General features: G+C 74.9%; 16 protein-coding genes. 1 reads left to right on the forward strand and 15 read right to left on the reverse strand.

Translation table 11 applies throughout. The annotated features are described in order from the left end of the window. Positions 1–241: 241 nt before the first annotated feature. From hemB to KMZ30_RS13130, 11 genes are all read right to left on the reverse strand, one after another. Positions 242–1,240 carry a porphobilinogen synthase gene (gene hemB / locus KMZ30_RS13080; RefSeq protein ID WP_308279795.1) on the reverse strand — a complete coding sequence of 333 codons (999 nt, stop codon included), beginning with the start codon at positions 1,238–1,240 and terminating at the stop codon, positions 242–244. Further along, positions 1,237–2,856: a bifunctional uroporphyrinogen-III C-methyltransferase/uroporphyrinogen-III synthase gene (locus KMZ30_RS13085; RefSeq protein ID WP_215513406.1), complete on the reverse strand. Its 1,620-nt coding sequence runs from the start codon at positions 2,854–2,856 to the stop codon at positions 1,237–1,239. The genes hemB and KMZ30_RS13085 overlap by 4 nt, the downstream gene beginning before the upstream one ends. After that, on the reverse strand, positions 2,853–3,803 hold the full coding sequence (gene hemC / locus KMZ30_RS13090; RefSeq protein WP_030526676.1) for a hydroxymethylbilane synthase: 951 nt from the start codon (positions 3,801–3,803) through the stop codon (positions 2,853–2,855). The genes KMZ30_RS13085 and hemC overlap by 4 nt, the downstream gene beginning before the upstream one ends. Then, the gene (locus KMZ30_RS13095; protein WP_215513407.1) at positions 3,800–5,110 is read right to left on the reverse strand and encodes a glutamyl-tRNA reductase; all 1,311 of its coding nucleotides are present in this window, start codon (positions 5,108–5,110) and stop codon (positions 3,800–3,802) included. Before KMZ30_RS13095 ends, hemC begins: the two co-directional genes overlap by 4 nt. Next, entirely contained in the window at positions 5,107–5,772 is a 666-nt protein-coding gene (locus KMZ30_RS13100; RefSeq protein WP_215513408.1) for a redox-sensing transcriptional repressor Rex, read from the reverse strand. Before KMZ30_RS13100 ends, KMZ30_RS13095 begins: the two co-directional genes overlap by 4 nt. A gap of 166 nt (positions 5,773–5,938) precedes the next feature. Further along, positions 5,939–6,223, reverse strand: coding sequence for a glutaredoxin family protein (locus KMZ30_RS13105; RefSeq protein WP_215513409.1), 285 nt, complete (start codon positions 6,221–6,223; stop codon positions 5,939–5,941). Positions 6,224–6,242: 19 nt separating this feature from the next. Then, positions 6,243–7,751 (reverse strand): lysophospholipid acyltransferase family protein, encoded by a 1,509-nt coding sequence (locus KMZ30_RS13110; protein ID WP_215513410.1) that lies wholly within the window; start codon positions 7,749–7,751, stop codon positions 6,243–6,245. Continuing rightward, complete coding sequence (locus tag KMZ30_RS13115) at positions 7,751–8,800, reverse strand: SDR family oxidoreductase (protein ID WP_308279796.1); 1,050 nt, start codon at positions 8,798–8,800, stop codon at positions 7,751–7,753. Before KMZ30_RS13115 ends, KMZ30_RS13110 begins: the two co-directional genes overlap by 1 nt. Positions 8,801–8,959: 159 nt before the next feature. Next, complete coding sequence (locus tag KMZ30_RS13120; protein ID WP_003792170.1) at positions 8,960–9,058, reverse strand: 30S ribosomal protein bS22; 99 nt, start codon at positions 9,056–9,058, stop codon at positions 8,960–8,962. A 156-nt stretch (positions 9,059–9,214) separates the two neighbouring features. Continuing rightward, positions 9,215–9,415 (reverse strand): helix-turn-helix domain-containing protein, encoded by a 201-nt coding sequence (locus tag KMZ30_RS13125; RefSeq protein ID WP_030526670.1) that lies wholly within the window; start codon positions 9,413–9,415, stop codon positions 9,215–9,217. A gap of 240 nt (positions 9,416–9,655) precedes the next feature. After that, a complete protein-coding gene (locus KMZ30_RS13130; RefSeq protein WP_215520043.1) occupies positions 9,656–10,846 on the reverse strand; it encodes an acetoin utilization protein AcuC in 1,191 nt (396 codons plus the stop codon). Between the two features lie 74 nt (positions 10,847–10,920). Here KMZ30_RS13130 and KMZ30_RS13135 point away from each other — a divergent pair, with 74 nt between their 5' ends. Beyond that, entirely contained in the window at positions 10,921–11,586 is a 666-nt protein-coding gene (locus KMZ30_RS13135; protein WP_207022463.1) for a potassium channel family protein, read from the forward strand. Positions 11,587–11,601: 15 nt separating this feature from the next. Here KMZ30_RS13135 and KMZ30_RS13140 read toward each other — a convergent pair whose 3' ends face one another. The 4 genes from KMZ30_RS13140 to KMZ30_RS13155 form a co-directional block, all read right to left on the reverse strand. After that, on the reverse strand, positions 11,602–12,132 hold the full coding sequence (locus KMZ30_RS13140) for a GNAT family N-acetyltransferase (RefSeq protein ID WP_215513412.1): 531 nt from the start codon (positions 12,130–12,132) through the stop codon (positions 11,602–11,604). A gap of 73 nt (positions 12,133–12,205) precedes the next feature. Then, entirely contained in the window at positions 12,206–12,724 is a 519-nt protein-coding gene (locus tag KMZ30_RS13145) for a GNAT family N-acetyltransferase (protein ID WP_215513413.1), read from the reverse strand. Next, entirely contained in the window at positions 12,717–13,517 is an 801-nt protein-coding gene (gene proC / locus KMZ30_RS13150; RefSeq protein WP_215513414.1) for a pyrroline-5-carboxylate reductase, read from the reverse strand. The genes KMZ30_RS13145 and proC overlap by 8 nt, the downstream gene beginning before the upstream one ends. Before the next feature lie 43 nt (positions 13,518–13,560). Continuing rightward, positions 13,561–14,511, reverse strand: coding sequence for a proline dehydrogenase family protein (locus KMZ30_RS13155; RefSeq protein ID WP_215513415.1), 951 nt, complete (start codon positions 14,509–14,511; stop codon positions 13,561–13,563). Positions 14,512–14,698: the final 187 nt, after the last annotated feature.

A 14,698-nucleotide genomic window follows, 5' to 3' on the forward strand; every position in this document is an offset into this window, starting at 1 on the left:
CTGTCGGAACCCAGCACCCACCGCGAACAGCCCGCACGTGCGGGGTAATCGCTGTCCGACACCCGCTCCAACCGCGGAAAGCCCGCACGTGCGAGATGGTCGCGGTCACCGGCGAGGCTCCCCACGCCCACGAGCACTGACCCCGCGACCCGTCCGAGCGCGGGCTACACCGCAGTAACTGACGCTGCAGCGGCACGTACTGCGGTGTAGCCGGCACCCGAGGAGGGACGGGCGTCTGCGCTCAGAGGCGCTGGGCGGCCTCGATGGCGTGGTAGCTGAGGATGATGCTCGCGCCGGCGCGGCGGATGCCGAGCAGCGCCTCCATCATCACCCGCTCGCGGTCGACCCAGCCGCGCTCTGCGGCGGCCTCGATCTGGGCGTACTCGCCGGAGATCTGGTAGGCCGCGACGGGCACCGGCGAGACCGCGGCGGCCCCGGCCACGACGTCGAGGTGCGGGCCGGCGGGCTTGACCATGACGATGTCGGCGCCCTCGGCGATGTCGGCCTCGAGCTCGCGCAGCGCCTCCCGACCGTTCGCCGGGTCCTGCTGGTAGGTCGAGCGGTCCCCGACGAGCGAGGACTGCACGGCCTCGCGGAAGGGCCCGTAGAGCCCCGAGGTGTACTTCGCGGCGTACGCGAGGATCGCGGTGTCGGTGTACCCGGCGGCGTCGAGGGCCGCCCGGACGTACCCGACCTGGCCGTCCATCATCCCGGACAGGCCGAGGACGGGCGCGCCGGTCGCGGCCTGCGCGAGGGCCATCGACGCGTAGCGCTCGAGCGTCGCGTCGTTGTCGACCGAGCCGTCGGCCGCGAGCACGCCGCAGTGGCCGTGGTCGGTGAACTCGTCGAGGCAGAGGTCGCTCATGACGACGAGGTCGTCACCGACCGCCTCGACGACCCGCGAGAGCCCGACGTTGAGGATGCCGTCGGGGTCGTCGGCGCCGGAGCCCCGGCCGTCCTTGGCCGACGGCACGCCGAAGAGCATGATCCCGCCGAGCCCGGCGTCGACGCAGCGCCGCGCCTCCTCGACGAGCGAGTCGAGCGTGTGCTGGAGGACGCCCGGCATCGACGAGATGGCGACCGGCGCGTCGATGCCCTCGCGGACGAAGACCGGCAGGACGAGCTCGGCCGGGTGCAGCCGCGTCTCGGCGACGAGCCGCCGCAGCGCCGGGGTGCGGCGCAGCCGGCGCGGCCGGCCGACCGGGAACGGCGCCCCCGGCAGCGGCAGGCCCGCCGTCACGTGGCGCGCTTCCGGCCGCCGGCGCGACGCTGGCTCGGGCGCACGACCTCCTCGCCGGCCTCGGCGGCGTCGAGGGCGATCGAGCGGCCGTGGTCGGCGAGCGCGTCGACGAGCGCCGCGGCGCTCGGCTCCGGCGCGAGGACGTCGACCCGCAGGCCGTGCTCCTCGGCGGTCTTCGCCGTGGCCGGCCCGATGCAGGCGATGACCGTGCTGGGGTGCGGCTTACCGGCGATGCCGACGAGGTTGCGCACGGTCGAGCTCGACGTGAAGAGCACGGCGTCGAAGGCGCCGGACTTGATGGCGTCGCGGACCGGCGCGGGCGGCGGGGCGGCCCGGACGGTGCGGTAGGCCGTGACGTCGTCGACCTCCCAGCCGGTGGCCTGCAGGCCGGCGACGAGGGTGTCGGTGGCGATGTCGGCGCGCGGCAGGAAGACCCGGTTGATGGGGTCGAGGTCGGCGTCGAACGGCGGCCACGCGTCGAGCAGGCCCTGGGCGGACTGCTCGTCCGTGGGCACGAGGTCGGGGTTGATGCCCCACTCGCGCAGCGCGTCGGCCGTGACGCCGCCGACGGCGGCGACCTTGAGGCCGGCGAACGAGCGCGCGTCGAGCCCGAACTCGTCGAACTTCTCGCGGATGGCGCGCACGGCGTTGACCGACGTGAAGCCGACCCACTCGTAGCGGCCGGTGACCATGCCCTTGACCGCGCGCTCCAGCTGCTGCGGCGTGCGCGGCGGCTCGACCGAGATGGTCGGGACGATCTCGGCGTGCGCGCCGTGGTGCTCGAGGCGCGCGGTCATCGTGCCCGACTGCTCCTTGGTGCGCGGCACGAGGACCGACCAGCCGTAGAGCGGCTTGGTCTCGAACCACGAGAGGGCGTCGCGCAGCCGGACGGTGTCGCCGACGACGGCGAGGACGGGGAAGCGGCTGTCGGCCATGACGCCCGGCGCCTCGCCGAGGGTCGTGACGAGCGTGCGCTGCTCGGTCGTCGTGCCGCGCTCGGTGAGGGCGACCGGGGTGGCGGCGTCGCGGCCGGCGTCGAGCAGCGCCTGGAGCGCGACGGCGGCGCGGTCCGGGGCGCCGAGGACGACGACGGTCACCGAGGGGTCGACCCCGCCGGCGACGGCCGGCGCACCCGGACCGGCGACGACGACGTGGACGGCCGAGGTGGACTTGGCCGTGAGCGGCACGCCGGCGTAGGCGGGCACCGCGCTCAGGCTGCTGACACCGGGCACGACCTCGAAGGAGATGCCGGCCTTGACGAGCGCCTGTGCCTCCTCGGCCAGCCCGTTGAAGACGGCCGGGTCGCCGTCCATGAGGCGGACGACGAGGCCGCCGGCGTGCGCCTTGGCCGCCTTGACGACGAGCTTGGCGCGCGAGGCCTGGGTCAGGGCCTCGCCCTGGTCGCCATGACCGGCGTCGACGACCTCGACGTCCTCGCGGGCGTGCCGCAGGGCGATCGCCTCGCGGGCGACCTGGTCGATGACGACGGCGTCGGCCGCGGCGAGCAGCTCGACGGCACGCACCGTGAGCAGGCCGGGGTCGCCCGGCCCGCCGCCGACGAAGGCGACGCGCGCGGGGACGCGGGAGGGGCGGGTGGACGAGCGCGTGGGGCTCACTGGGCACGCTCCGTGACGGATCGGTCGGTGGACGTGGGCATGAGGTCGGCGGCGCCGTCCTCGAGGAGGAGGCGGGCCGTCCTCCGGCCGAGGTCTGCGGCCTCGGCGGGGTCACCGGTCAGGGACCGGCGCAGGTCGTGGGAGCCGTCGGGGGCGGCGACGACGGCCCGAAGCGACAGCTCGGGCCCGTCCACCCCCTCGACGACCTCGGCGAGCGCGCCGACCGGGGCGGAGCACCCGGCCTCGAGCTCGGCGAGCAGGGTGCGCTCGGCGGTGACGCACGCGCGGGCGTCGGCGTCCTCGAGCGGGGCGACGGCGGCGCGCGTGGCGTCGTCGTCGCGGCGGACCTCGACCGCGAGGGCGCCCTGGCCGGGGGCCGGCAGCACCTGGAGCGGGTCGAGCAGCTCGGTCACCTCGTCGGCCCGGCCGAGCCGGCGCAGGCCGGCCGCCGCGAGGACGACGGCGTCGAGCCGGCCCTCGTGGACGGCACGCAGCCGGGTGTCGACGTTGCCGCGCAGGTCGGTGAGGACCAGGCCGAGGCCGAGGGCCTCGAGCTGCGCGCGGCGGCGCGGCGAGCCGGTGCCGACGGTGGCACCGGCCGGCAGCTCGCCGAGGGTCAGGCCGTCGCGGGCGACGAGGGCGTCGCGGACGTCCTCGCGGACGGGGACGGCGGCGACGTCGACGCGGGGATCGGGCGCGGTCGGGAGGTCCTTGAGCGAGTGGACGGCGAGGTCGACCCGGCCGTCGGCGAGCGCCTCGCGCAGGGCGGAGACGAAGACGCCGGTGCCGCCGAGCTGGGCGAGCGGGGTCGTGCGGTCGCGGTCGCCCTCCGTCGTGATCTCGACGAGCTCGACCTCGTGGCCGAGGGCGCGCAGCCGGTCGGCGACCCACGAGGACTGGGTCGTCGCAAGGGCGGAGCGGCGGGTGCCGAGGCGCAGCGCGGTCATGCGTCCTCCCCCGGGATGGCCGGCGGCGCCGAGACGAGCGAGACGTCGCGCGGGTCGAGGTCGAACAGGTCCGAGAGGGCGCGGGCGTAGCTGCCGCCCTGGCCGTCGCGGGCGAGCTCCTTGACCCGGACGGTCGGGGTGTGGAGCAGCTTGTCGACGACCCGCTCGACGGCGCGGCGGACCTCGGCCCGCTCGTGCTCGTCGAGGCCGGGCGTGCGCCGCTCGAGGCGGGTCAGCTCGGCGTCGACGACCTCGCCGGCGCGGGCGCGCAGCGCGGTGACGGTGGGGGCGACGGCCTGCGCGGAGCGCTGGACGAGGTATGTGGCGACCTCGGCGGTGACGAGCTCGCGGGCCACGGCGACCTGCGGGGCGGAACCGGCCTCCGCGAGGTCCTCACCGAGCTCGGCGAGCCCGACGCGGGTGGCGCCCTCGAGGGTGTCGACGTCGAGCTCGACGTCGTGCGGCAGGGCGAGATCGACGTACACCTGCGGGCGTCCGCCGCGGGTGGCGAGGGCGGCCCGCACGTGGTCGGCGGTGACGACCTGGCCCCGGGCGCCGGTCGAGGCGATGACGAGGTCGGCGTCCGCGAGCGCCTCGGTCAGCTCGGCGAGCGGACGGGCGCGGCCGCCGACCCGCTCGGCGACGCCGACCGCGCGGTCGGGGTTGCGGTTGACGACGACGACCTCGCGGGCGCCGTGCCGCGAGACCGTGGTGGCGGCGAGCGCCCCCATCCCGCCGGCGCCGACGACGAGGACGGACCGGGCGCCGAGGCCCCCGAGCACGGCCTCGGCGCGGGTGATGCCCGCCTGCACGAGGGAGCCGCTCACGAGGTCGATCTCGGTCTCGGAGTGGACGCGCTTGGCGACGCGCAGTCCCTGCTGCAGCAGCCCGTTGAGGGCGGGGCCGACGTGGCCGTGCTTCTGGGCGCGCGAGAGGCTGCGGCGCACCTGGCCGAGGATCTGCGCCTCGCCGACGGCCATCGAGTCCAGGCCGGCCGCGACGGTGAAGGCGTGCGCGATGCCGCGGTCCTCGTAGTGCACGTAGAGGTGGGGCTGCAGCTCGGCGCGGTCGACCGAACAGGCCTGTGCGAGAGCGTTGGTGATGTCGACGAGCGCGCCGTGGAAGGTCAGGCTCTCGGCGTAGACCTCGGTGCGGTTGCACGTCGAGAGGACGACGGCCTCGGTGACGTGCTCCGAGCGCAGGACGGCGGTCTCGAGGTCGGTCGCGGCGGGACCGTCGAGGGCCACCGACTCGAGCAGCCCGAGGGGCGCCCCGTGGTGGGAGAGGCCGAGGACGACGAGGCTCACGGGGCCACCGCCTCGGCAACGGCGTTGCGCTGGCCGTGGAAGGCGAGGATCTGCAGCTCGGTCGAGAGGTCGACGGTGCGCACGGCGACGTCGTCGGGGACCGACAGCAGCACCGGCGCGAAGTTGAGCACGGAGCGGATGCCGGCCGCGACGAGTGCGTCGCAGGCGTCCTGCGCGCCGTCGGAGGCGGTGGCGATGACGCCGACCGAGAGCCCGTCGTCGCGCACGAGCGCGCCGAGGTCGGTCATCGGGCGCACGACGCGGCCCGACACCTCCTCCCCCACGACCCGCGGGTCGCGGTCGAGCAGGGCGATGACCCGGAAGCCGCGCTCGGCGAACCCGCGGTAGGCGGCGAGCGCCCGCCCGAGGTTGCCCATCCCGACGATGGCGACCGGCCAGTCCTGGGTCAGCCCGAGCGCCGCGGCGATCTCGGAGGCGAGCCGCTCGACGTCGTACCCGACCCCGCGCACGCCGTAGCTGCCGAGGTGCGAGAGGTCCTTGCGGAGCATCGCCGAGCTGACCCCGGCGGCGCCGGCCAGCTCCTCGGAGCTGACCGAGGCGATGCCGGCGTCGGCGAGGGCGGTGAGGGCTCGCAGGTACCCGGGCAGACGGGCCACCGACGCGTCCGGGATGCCCCGGCGGGTGGCTGCTGCGGTGGACACAGGCGGTCACCGACTCCTTTCGCGGGTCACGGGCTGCGGCGAGAGGCACGGCGGGACGCCGCACGGTCGCCCGCGGAACCCGGTCAGCCTACGACTTTGTGAAGGGAGGCACAAAGTTGCGCGGGACCCCGGTGACGTGCCTCACGACGACGATGTGCTAGTGCGCTCAACGTCCGGTCGGGCCCGATGCTTCCCCTCGGGGCGGCGTCGCGAGGGCCGCCCGCAGCCGGGTCTCGTCGACCCGCCAGAAGTCGTGCTGGCGCCCGTCGACGAGGGTGACCGGCACCTCCTCGGACCAGCGTCCGAGCAGGTCGAGGTCGCCGTCGACGTCGACCTCGCGCCACCCGACGCCGAGGTCGGCACACACCCGGGCGACCGTCTCGCGGGCGCTCGTGCACAGGTGGCAGCCCTCGCGCGTGACGAGGGTGACGCGGGGCTCGGGGGTGCTCACGGCGCGGTGCCCACGGCGCTCAGAAGAAGACCGACCGGCGCTGCATGAGCAGCGTGTAGAGGGTCTGCTGGATGGTCTCGCGCACCTGGTCGGTGAGGTCGAAGACGAGCATCGGGTCCTCGGCGGCCCCCTCGTCGTGGCCGGAGGTGTCGATCGGGGCGCCGAACTCGATGATCCACTTGCTCGGCAGCGGCACCATCCCGAGCGGGCCGAGCCACGGGAAGGTCGGGGTCACCGGCGCGTAGGGCAGGCCGAGCAGCCGCGCGAGGCTGCCCATGTTGCCGATGATCGGGTAGGTCTCCTCGGCGCCGACGACCGAGCACGGGACGATCGGCACCCCGGCGGCGAGCGCCGCGGAGACGAACCCCCCGCGGCCGAAGCGCTGCAGCTTGTAGCGCTCGCTGAACGGCTTGCCGGTGCCCTTGAAGCCCTCGGGGAAGACGCCGACGAGCTCGCCGCGGCCGAAGAGACGCGCGGCGTCCTCGCTCGCTGCGAGGGTGGAGCCGGAGCGGCGGGCCATCGTCCCGACGAACGGGGTCTGGAAGACGAGGTCGGCGCCGAGGGCGCGCATCGTCCGGTGCTGCGGGTGCTCGTCGTGGATGGCCAGCTGCACCATGAGGGAGTCGAGCGCGATCGTGCCCGAGTGGTTGGAGACGACGAGGGCACCGCCCTCGGCGGGGATGTTCTCGATGCCGCGCACCTCGACCCGGAACCAGTGCCGGTAGAGCGGCCGGAGCATCGGGTAGAAGACGTTCTCGGTGAAGTGCTCGTCGTAGCCGAAGTCGTCGACCTCGTAGTCGCCCTCGACCCGGCGGCGCAGGTAGGCCAGCACCTGCGCGACGCGCCGCTCGACGTCCTCGGGCGCGACGCCGGCCGCCTCCGCCGCGACCCGCAGACCCACGACGAGGGCGTCCAGGAGGTCGGCGAGGTCCGGCACGGGCAGGCCGGAGCGTCCCGGCGCCGACGCGGTGGTGGGGTCGAGCGGAGGCACGGCGGCCAGCGGCGGGGTGGTCGTCGCCGCGGGGGTCGGGGCGCTCGGCGCGGACGACGCGGCCCGGCGCCGGGGCGCGGTGGGGGGCGCGGCGGGCTCCGCGACCCGCAGGTGCGGCCGGCGGGCCGCGGCGTCGCGCCGGGCCTTCTCGCGGGGCGTGAGACGACCCGCTCCGGTGCGCTCACCGGCCTGCGTCGTCGCGCGCGGCGACGGGGCCGAGGTGACCTTCGGGGCCGGCCGGTGCTTGCGGACCGGTGCTGCCGGGGTGGTGTCCCTCGACGCAGCCGGTGCCGTCGGCGCGGCCTTCTTCGCCGGCGCGGCCTTCGTCGCCGGCGCGGCCTTCTTCGCGGTCTTCGGCGCCGGCGCGGAGCGCTTCGCCGGCGCGGCCTTCGTCGCGGCCTTCTTCGCCGGCGCGGTGCGCTTCGCCGGTGCGGCCGTCACCGGCTCGGCCCCGATGAGTGGCGTCGAGCGGCGGCGGGCCCGCTCGCCACCGGCGCGCGCGGCACCGGCCGCGAGGGCTCCCGGGCGAGCGGCCATCAGCGCACGCTCCCGGCACCGAGGGCCGTGAGGACCGACTGGCTCGCGGCACCGGCGACACCGCTCACGGCGTCGACGACCGAGCCGAGCCCCGGCCCCTGGGATCCGAGGGTGGCGGCGAAGGCCTCGAACGCCTCGCGGGTCGTGTACCGGGGCTCGAACCCGAGCCGGGCGCGCATCCGCGTCGTGTCGAGGCCGCGGCCGTAGGCGAGGAAGGACATCTGGTCCGGCGAGAAGTCGGCGAGCCCGAGCCGGCGGGTGACCCCGCCGACCAGCGAGGCGCTCCCGAGCGGCAGCGGGACCGCGGGCCGGCCGGCGAGGGCGACGGCCTGCAGGACGGTGACGACGCCGTCGCCGGCGACGTTGACGACCCCGGTCGCGTCACCGGTGGCCCCGAGCACGAGGGCGTCGATGGCGTCCTCCTCGTGGAGGAACTGCATCCGGGCGTCGTAGCCGAGCGGGACCGGGACGGCCGGCATCGAGAAGTAGTCGGTGATCGAGGTGCGGATGCGCGGGCCGATGACGTTGGCGAGGCGGAGCATGAGGATGTCGACGTCGGGGCGGCGCCGGGCGAACCCGCGCACGTAGCCCTCGACCTCGATCGAGTCCTTGCCGAAGCCGCTGCTCGGGGTGCGGCGCGCGTCCATGTCCTCGGTGAAGAGGGCGGGGTCGCGGGGGGTCGACCCGTAGACCGCGGCGGAGGACTTGACGACGAGGCGCCGCACGGTCGAGGACTTCTGGCACGCGGCGAGGAGCTGCATCGTGCCGATGACGTTGATCTCCTTCTGCGGGGTCCGGCCCCCGACGAAGGTCGGCGTCGCGATGACGTTCATGTGCACGACGGTGTCGACGCCCGAGGACTCGATGACGCGGGAGATCATCGGGTTGCGGATGTCGGCGCGCACGAACTCGACGCCGGGGACGGGGTGCGGCGGCGGGATGACGTCGACGCCGACGACGCGCTCGACGCCCGGCTCGGCCGCGACCCGCCGCGCGAGCAGCCCCCCGAGGTACCGGGACACCCCGGTGACCAGCACCACCTTCGCCACCGCGACTCCTCCCATGCCGGTCCGACGGGACCGAGACTACCGGGGCGCTCCCGGGACCCACAGGGGGAGCCGGGACGTGGTCGCGGGACGGGCTCCCCGGGGACGACAAAGGTCCCCGGCATCGGCCGGGGACCCTCGACGCTCAGAGGTGACGCGTGGTCACTTCTTGTTGCGACGCTGGTGACGCGTCTTGCGCAGCAGCTTGCGGTGCTTCTTCTTCGCCATCCGCTTGCGCCGCTTCTTGATGACAGAGCCCATGGGTGTTCCTCACGGTGGTACGGGGGTACGGCGGCCCACCCTACCGGCGGGCCCCCACCGGTCCCAAACCGCGGGGGCCGGACCCGGTGACGGGGGTCGTGCACGAGGGGCGCCCCGCCGGTCGGCGGGACGCCCCTCGTCGGTCGGTGGACCGGGTCACGCGGTGTCGACGAACGAGCTGCGCAGGTACGCGTGCACCTCGTCCTCCGGGACCCGGAAGGACCGGCCGACCCGGATCGCCGGCAGCTCACCGGCGTGGACCATGCGGTAGACCGTCATCTTCGAGACGCGCATGATCGTGGCGACCTCGGCGACGGTGAGGAAGCGCACCTCGCCGAGCTGACGCTCCGTGGACATCTGGACCTCGATCTTCTGCCCGCCGCAGTGCCGGACCCAGCCCGGACAGCTCCCTGTGGCGTGCTGTCGCAACCATAGGGGCAGTTGTGACCACTGTGAAGGGGAATGGACGCACTCGTGGACGTTGTCCAGCCGACACGCCGTGTGCGCCAGCGAAATTTCGGCGTGTCGGGCCGATCGGCCGAACCGCCTCTCGGGCGCTCGGCCCCGGCCGGACGGCCGCCCCCCGGGCGGGCGGCGTCAGTCGAACCAGGGGTCGAGGCCGTGCAGCGGGAAGACCGCCTGACGGGTCGCGAACACCGCGCGGTCGAGCGGGTTGTCCGGGTTGTGCCCCATCCCCCACGGCTGCACCCAGATCGGGAGCCGGTCCTTCGGCAGGTCGCCCATCCGCCGCGGCCCGGGCCGCCCGAGCAGCGACTCGACGTGGTCGAGCCAGTCCTGCGGGACGGGCGTCTGCACGTCGACCGGCGCGTGCGCCGCGATCGCCGTCAGGTGCGTCCACGAGCGCGGCACGACGTCGACGAGCTCGTAGCCCCCGCCGCCGAGCGCGACCCAGCGCCCGCCGCACACCTCGTGCGCGAGGGAGTGCAGCTCGTCGTGGGCACGTCGCTGCGCGTCGACGGTGATCGCCAGGTGCGCGAGCGGGTCCTCGAGGTGGGTGTCGCAGCCGTGCTGCGTCACGAGGACGTCGGGCCGGAACGCGCGGACCAGGTGGGGCACGACCGAGTCGATGGCCCGCAGCCACGACGCGTCGCCGGTGCCGGGCGGCAGGGCGACGTTGGCGATCGTGCCGCGCGCGTCGGGCCCGCCGACGTCGGCCGGCCAGCCGGTGCCGGGGAAGAGGTGCTGACCGCTCTCGTGGAGCGAGATCGTCATGACCCGCGGGTCGTTCCAGAAGGCGCGCTCGACGCCGTCGCCGTGGTGGACGTCGATGTCGACGTAGGCGACGCGCTCGGCGCCGTGGTCGAGCAGCCACTGGATGCCGACGGCGATGTCGTTGTAGATGCAGAAGCCGCTCGCGTGGGTGCGCATCGCGTGGTGCAGGCCGCCGCAGTAGTTGACGCCGTGCTCGGCCTCGCCCTCCCAGACGCGCCGGCAGACCTCGACGGTGCCTTGGACGATCCGGGCCGACGCCTCGTGCATCCCCCGGAACGCCGGGTCGTCGTCGGTCCCGAGGCCGCGGTGGACGTCGGCGCGCGCCGGGTCGGCCGAGGCGACCTTGACCGCCTCGACGTACGCGGGGTCGTGGACGGTCGCGAGCAGGTCGTCGTCGGCGACACCGGGGCTCACGAGGTCGACGTGGTCGAGGACGCCGAGCGAGCGCGCGAGGCGCGTCGTGAGGTCGAGGCGGACGGGGCCCATCGGGTGGCCGGGACCGAAGTCGTAGGCGGTGAACACGTCATCCCAGATGACGCTCGTCCGTGGGGCCATGGCTGCACGCTACTCGGTGGTCGGTCCGTGGCAGTCTGGGACCGCACGGACCCACCACCGGGAGGAACGCACCCATGGGCAGGAACGCCCGCGACGACGAGGTCCTCGTCATCGGCCTCGGTCGCTTCGGCGCCGCCGCCGCCCTCGAGCTGCGACGGCTCGGGCACAAGGTCACCGCGATCGAGAAGGACGGCTTCCTCGCCGAGAAGTTCCTCGGCCGCATCTCGCAGGTCGTCCACGGCGACGCGAGCGACGCCGGCGTCATCCGCGACGCGAAGGCCGGCCGCTTCCAGATCGCCGTCGTCGCCATCGGCTCCTCGGTCGAGGCCTCCGTGCTCGCGGCGGCCAACCTCGTCGACGCCCAGGTGCCCGCCATCTGGGCCAAGGCGCTCTCGCCGGAGCACGCCCGCATCCTCGACCGGATCGGCGTGCACCACATCGTCCGCCCCGAGGCCGACACCGGCCGGCGCGTCGCCCACCTCGTCGGCGGGCGGATGCAGGACTACATCGAGTTCGACGACGGGTTCGCCATCGTCAAGATGCGGCCGCCGACCGAGACCATCGGGTTCACGCTGGAGCAGAGCCAGGTCCGCAGCAAGTACGGCGTCACCGTCGTCGGCGTCAAGGCGCCCGGCGAGGACTTCACCTACGCCGTGCCGACGACGAAGGTCTCGGCGCACGACACGCTCATCGTCAGCGGTCCGACGACGCTCATCGAGCGCCTCGCCGCCCGGCCGTAGCCGGGCCGGCGCGGCTCAGATCGCGGTCGGGATGCCGCCGCGGTCGCCGGCGAGGGAGAGGGTCATCGCGACCTCCTCCTCGCCGTCGTCCTCGGAGACCACGCGCATCGGGCGACGGCTCTCGGTGGGCCGGAAGCCGAAGCTGCTCGCGAAGGCGACCGCGCGGCCGTTGTCGGTGCCGACCCAGTAGAGGAGCTGGCGGCGGCCGTCCTCGGCGGCGACGCGCGAGGCGGCCCGCACGAGCGCGGCGGCGACACCGGTCCCGCGCGCCTCGGGCGTGACGAACAGGCCGAAGAGCTGGGCGTGGTCGGGGCGGTCCTCGTCGACGTCCCCGACGCTCGCGATGCCGAGGGGCTCGCCGTCGCGCTCGGCGAGGAGCCGGGTCGAGCGCTCCATCCGGGCGCGCCAGAAGTCCTCGGGTTCGGCCTCCTCCTCGTCGTGGGAGGCGACGAACGCCTCGGGCGACTCGCGCAGCGCCGTGAGGCGCATGGAGCGGTACTGCTCCCACTCCTCGGCGCCCAGGGTGCGGACCGTGATGTCGCTCATGGCCGTCACTCTCCCACGACACCCACGGTGTGCGGCAACCGGGGAGGTGAACAGCGGGTGCTCCGCGGGTCCGTCACCCGAGCTCCAGCACCATCCGCTCCTCGACGCACGTGGGGTCCCACGGCATCGCGCCGGTCTCGCCGGTGAGGGCGAAGCCGCGCCGCAGGTAGAAGCGCAGGGCGCGGGAGTTCTCGCGCGCGACGTCGAGGACGACGCGGCGGCGGCCGTCCGCGCGGGCCCGCGCGAGCGCGGCGTCGACGAGGGCGGCGGCCGCGCCGCTCCCCCGCGCCGCGCCGGCCACCCACATCCCGACGAGGTACACCTCGTCGCCCGGCCGGTCGTCGCCATGGGCGAGGCCGACGGTGCCGACCGGGCGGTCGAGGTCCCAGGCGAGCCACAGGGCCGGGCCGGTGGCGACGAGCGCCCGCCAGTCGTCGTCGGTGCGGGCCGCGCTCTGCGCGTACGTCGTCCAGAAGGCGCGCGGGCTGTCGATGAGCGCTGCCTGGCGCACGTCGCGGTAGGCGCGCCACGTCGCGTCCGTGACCGGCTCGACCCGGATGCCCGGGTGCAGGCCCGGCGCCGCCTCAGCCACCGGCGAGCTCACGGCTGCGGGTGGCGGCGGCCTCCATCGCGCTGATGAACGCGGCGCGCACCTTGTGGTCGTCCATGACGCGCAGCGCGGCGGCGGTCGTGCCGCCCGGCGAGGTGACCTGCTCGCGCAGGACGGTCGGGTGCTGGCCGGTCTCCTTGATCATCGTCGCGGCCCCGTACAGGGTCTGGACGACGAGCTCGGTGGCGGTGGAGCGCGGCATCCCGAGGACGACACCGGCCTCGATCATCGCCTCGACGACGTAGAAGATGTAGGCCGGGCCGCTGCCGGAGATGGCGGTGACGGCGTCCTGGAGCTTCTCGGGGACCTCGACGACCTTGCCCGTCGCGGCGAGCAGCGACTGCGCCTCGGTGAGGTGCTCGGGCCCGCAGTGCGCTCCGGCCGAGACGGCGGCCATCCCCTGGTCGACGAGGGCCGGCGTGTTGGGCATCACCCGGACGACCGAACGGCCCTCCGGCAGACGGGACTCGACGAACGAGGTCGTGATGCCGGCCGCGAGGCTGACGACGAGGTCACCGGGCTCGACGTGCGGCGCGATCTCGTCGAGGAGTGCCCCCATGTCCTGCGGCTTGACGACGAGGACGAGCGTGGTCGCCGCGGCGGCGGCCTCGGCGTTCTCGAGGACGCGCACCCCGTAGCGCTCGGTCAGCTCGGCGGCGCGGTCGGCCCGGCGCTCGGTGATGACGAGGGAGTCGGCCGGTCGCCCCGCGCGCAGCAACCCCGAGAGGAGCGTCTCGCCCATGACACCGGCACCGAAGATCGCAGTCGTGGCCATGGCGCCGAGTATGCCGTCCGGCCGCGTCGGCGGCGCGGGGGTTTCAGCTGCTGCCGGCGAGCGAGCGCAGGAAGAAGCGCAGGTTGGCCGGCCGCTCGGCGAGCCGGCGCACGAGGTAGCCGTACCAGTCCTCGCCGAAGGGCAGGTAGACGCGCATCTGGTGGCCGCGGTCGGCGATCCGCTTCTGCTCGGTGGAGCGCACGCCGAGGAGCATCTGGAACTCGTAGGAGTCGGGCGCGCGGCCGTGGTGCGACGCGAGCGCCTCGGCGATCTCGACGAGGCGGGGGTCGTGGCTGGCGACCATCGGGTAGCCCTCGCCCGCCATGAGCACCTTGAGGCAGCGGACGTACGAGAGGTCGACCTCGCCGCCGTCCTGGTACGCGACGGACGCGGGCTCCTTGTAGGCGCCCTTGCACAGCCGGACCCGGCTGCCGGGGCCGGCGAGGTCGCGGCAGTCGGCCTCCGTGCGGTGGAGGTAGGCCTGGAGGACCGCCCCGACCCACGGGAAGTCGGCGCGCAGCGCGCGCACGGCCTCGAGGGTGCGGTCGGTCGTCGTGTGGTCCTCCATGTCGAGGGTCACCGTCGTCCCGGCGCGGTCGGCCGCCTCGCAGATGGCGCGGGCGTTCTCGAGGGCGATGGCGTCCCCGTCGCCGGGGATGGCCTGCCCGACGGCGCTCAGCTTGACGCTGACCTCGGCGGCGCCGAAGCGCGCGAGGTCGGCCTCGGCGAGCGCGTCGAGGAGCGCGAGGTAGGTGTCGCGGGTGCGCTCGGCCTGCGCGCGGTCGGTGACGTCCTCGCCGAGGTAGTCGATGGTCGCGAGGCGGTTGGTGCCGCGCAGCTCGCCGGTGACGGCGACGGCCTCGGGCACCAGGTCGCCGGCGACGTAGCGGGAGACGACCGACCGGCTGACCGGCGCCTTCGTCACGGCGGTGCGCACCGCGTCGGAGCCGGAGATCTGGAGCAGTGCTCCACGGAGCAGGTCGGAGGCGTCCACGACGAGCAGGCTAGCCCGGCGGCGGGCCCGCACCGGACCGCAGGGGCGCCCGGGACCGCTCGACGCGCGCGTCGGGCGGTGCGCGCCCGGCGACCGTGCACCGATCGACGAAAGTGTCGAATCCTGCACACCGCCCACCCCCCGACCGTGCAGCAATCGACGAAAGTGTCGAATCCTGCACACCGCC

Source organism: Phycicoccus mangrovi (assembly GCF_018729305.1).
Classification (GTDB): Bacteria; Actinomycetota; Actinomycetes; order Actinomycetales; family Dermatophilaceae; genus Phycicoccus; species Phycicoccus jejuensis.

Bases quoted from the DNA above. Each gene is read 5' to 3' on its own strand.
- hemC (WP_030526676.1), bottom strand. From the start codon at position 3,803: ATGACCGCGCTGCGCCTCGGCACCCGCCGCTCCGCCCTTGCGACGACC.
- KMZ30_RS13110 (WP_215513410.1), bottom strand. From the start codon at position 7,751: ATGGCCGCTCGCCCGGGAGCCCTCGCGGCCGGTGCCGCGCGCGCCGGT.
- KMZ30_RS13120 (WP_003792170.1), bottom strand. From the start codon at position 9,058: ATGGGCTCTGTCATCAAGAAGCGGCGCAAGCGGATGGCGAAGAAGAAG.
- KMZ30_RS13125 (WP_030526670.1), bottom strand. From the start codon at position 9,415: ATGTCCACGGAGCGTCAGCTCGGCGAGGTGCGCTTCCTCACCGTCGCC.
- KMZ30_RS13130 (WP_215520043.1), bottom strand. From the start codon at position 10,846: ATGGCCCCACGGACGAGCGTCATCTGGGATGACGTGTTCACCGCCTAC.
- KMZ30_RS13135 (WP_207022463.1), top strand. From the start codon at position 10,921: ATGGGCAGGAACGCCCGCGACGACGAGGTCCTCGTCATCGGCCTCGGT.
- KMZ30_RS13140 (WP_215513412.1), bottom strand. From the start codon at position 12,132: ATGAGCGACATCACGGTCCGCACCCTGGGCGCCGAGGAGTGGGAGCAG.
- proC (WP_215513414.1), bottom strand. From the start codon at position 13,517: ATGGCCACGACTGCGATCTTCGGTGCCGGTGTCATGGGCGAGACGCTC.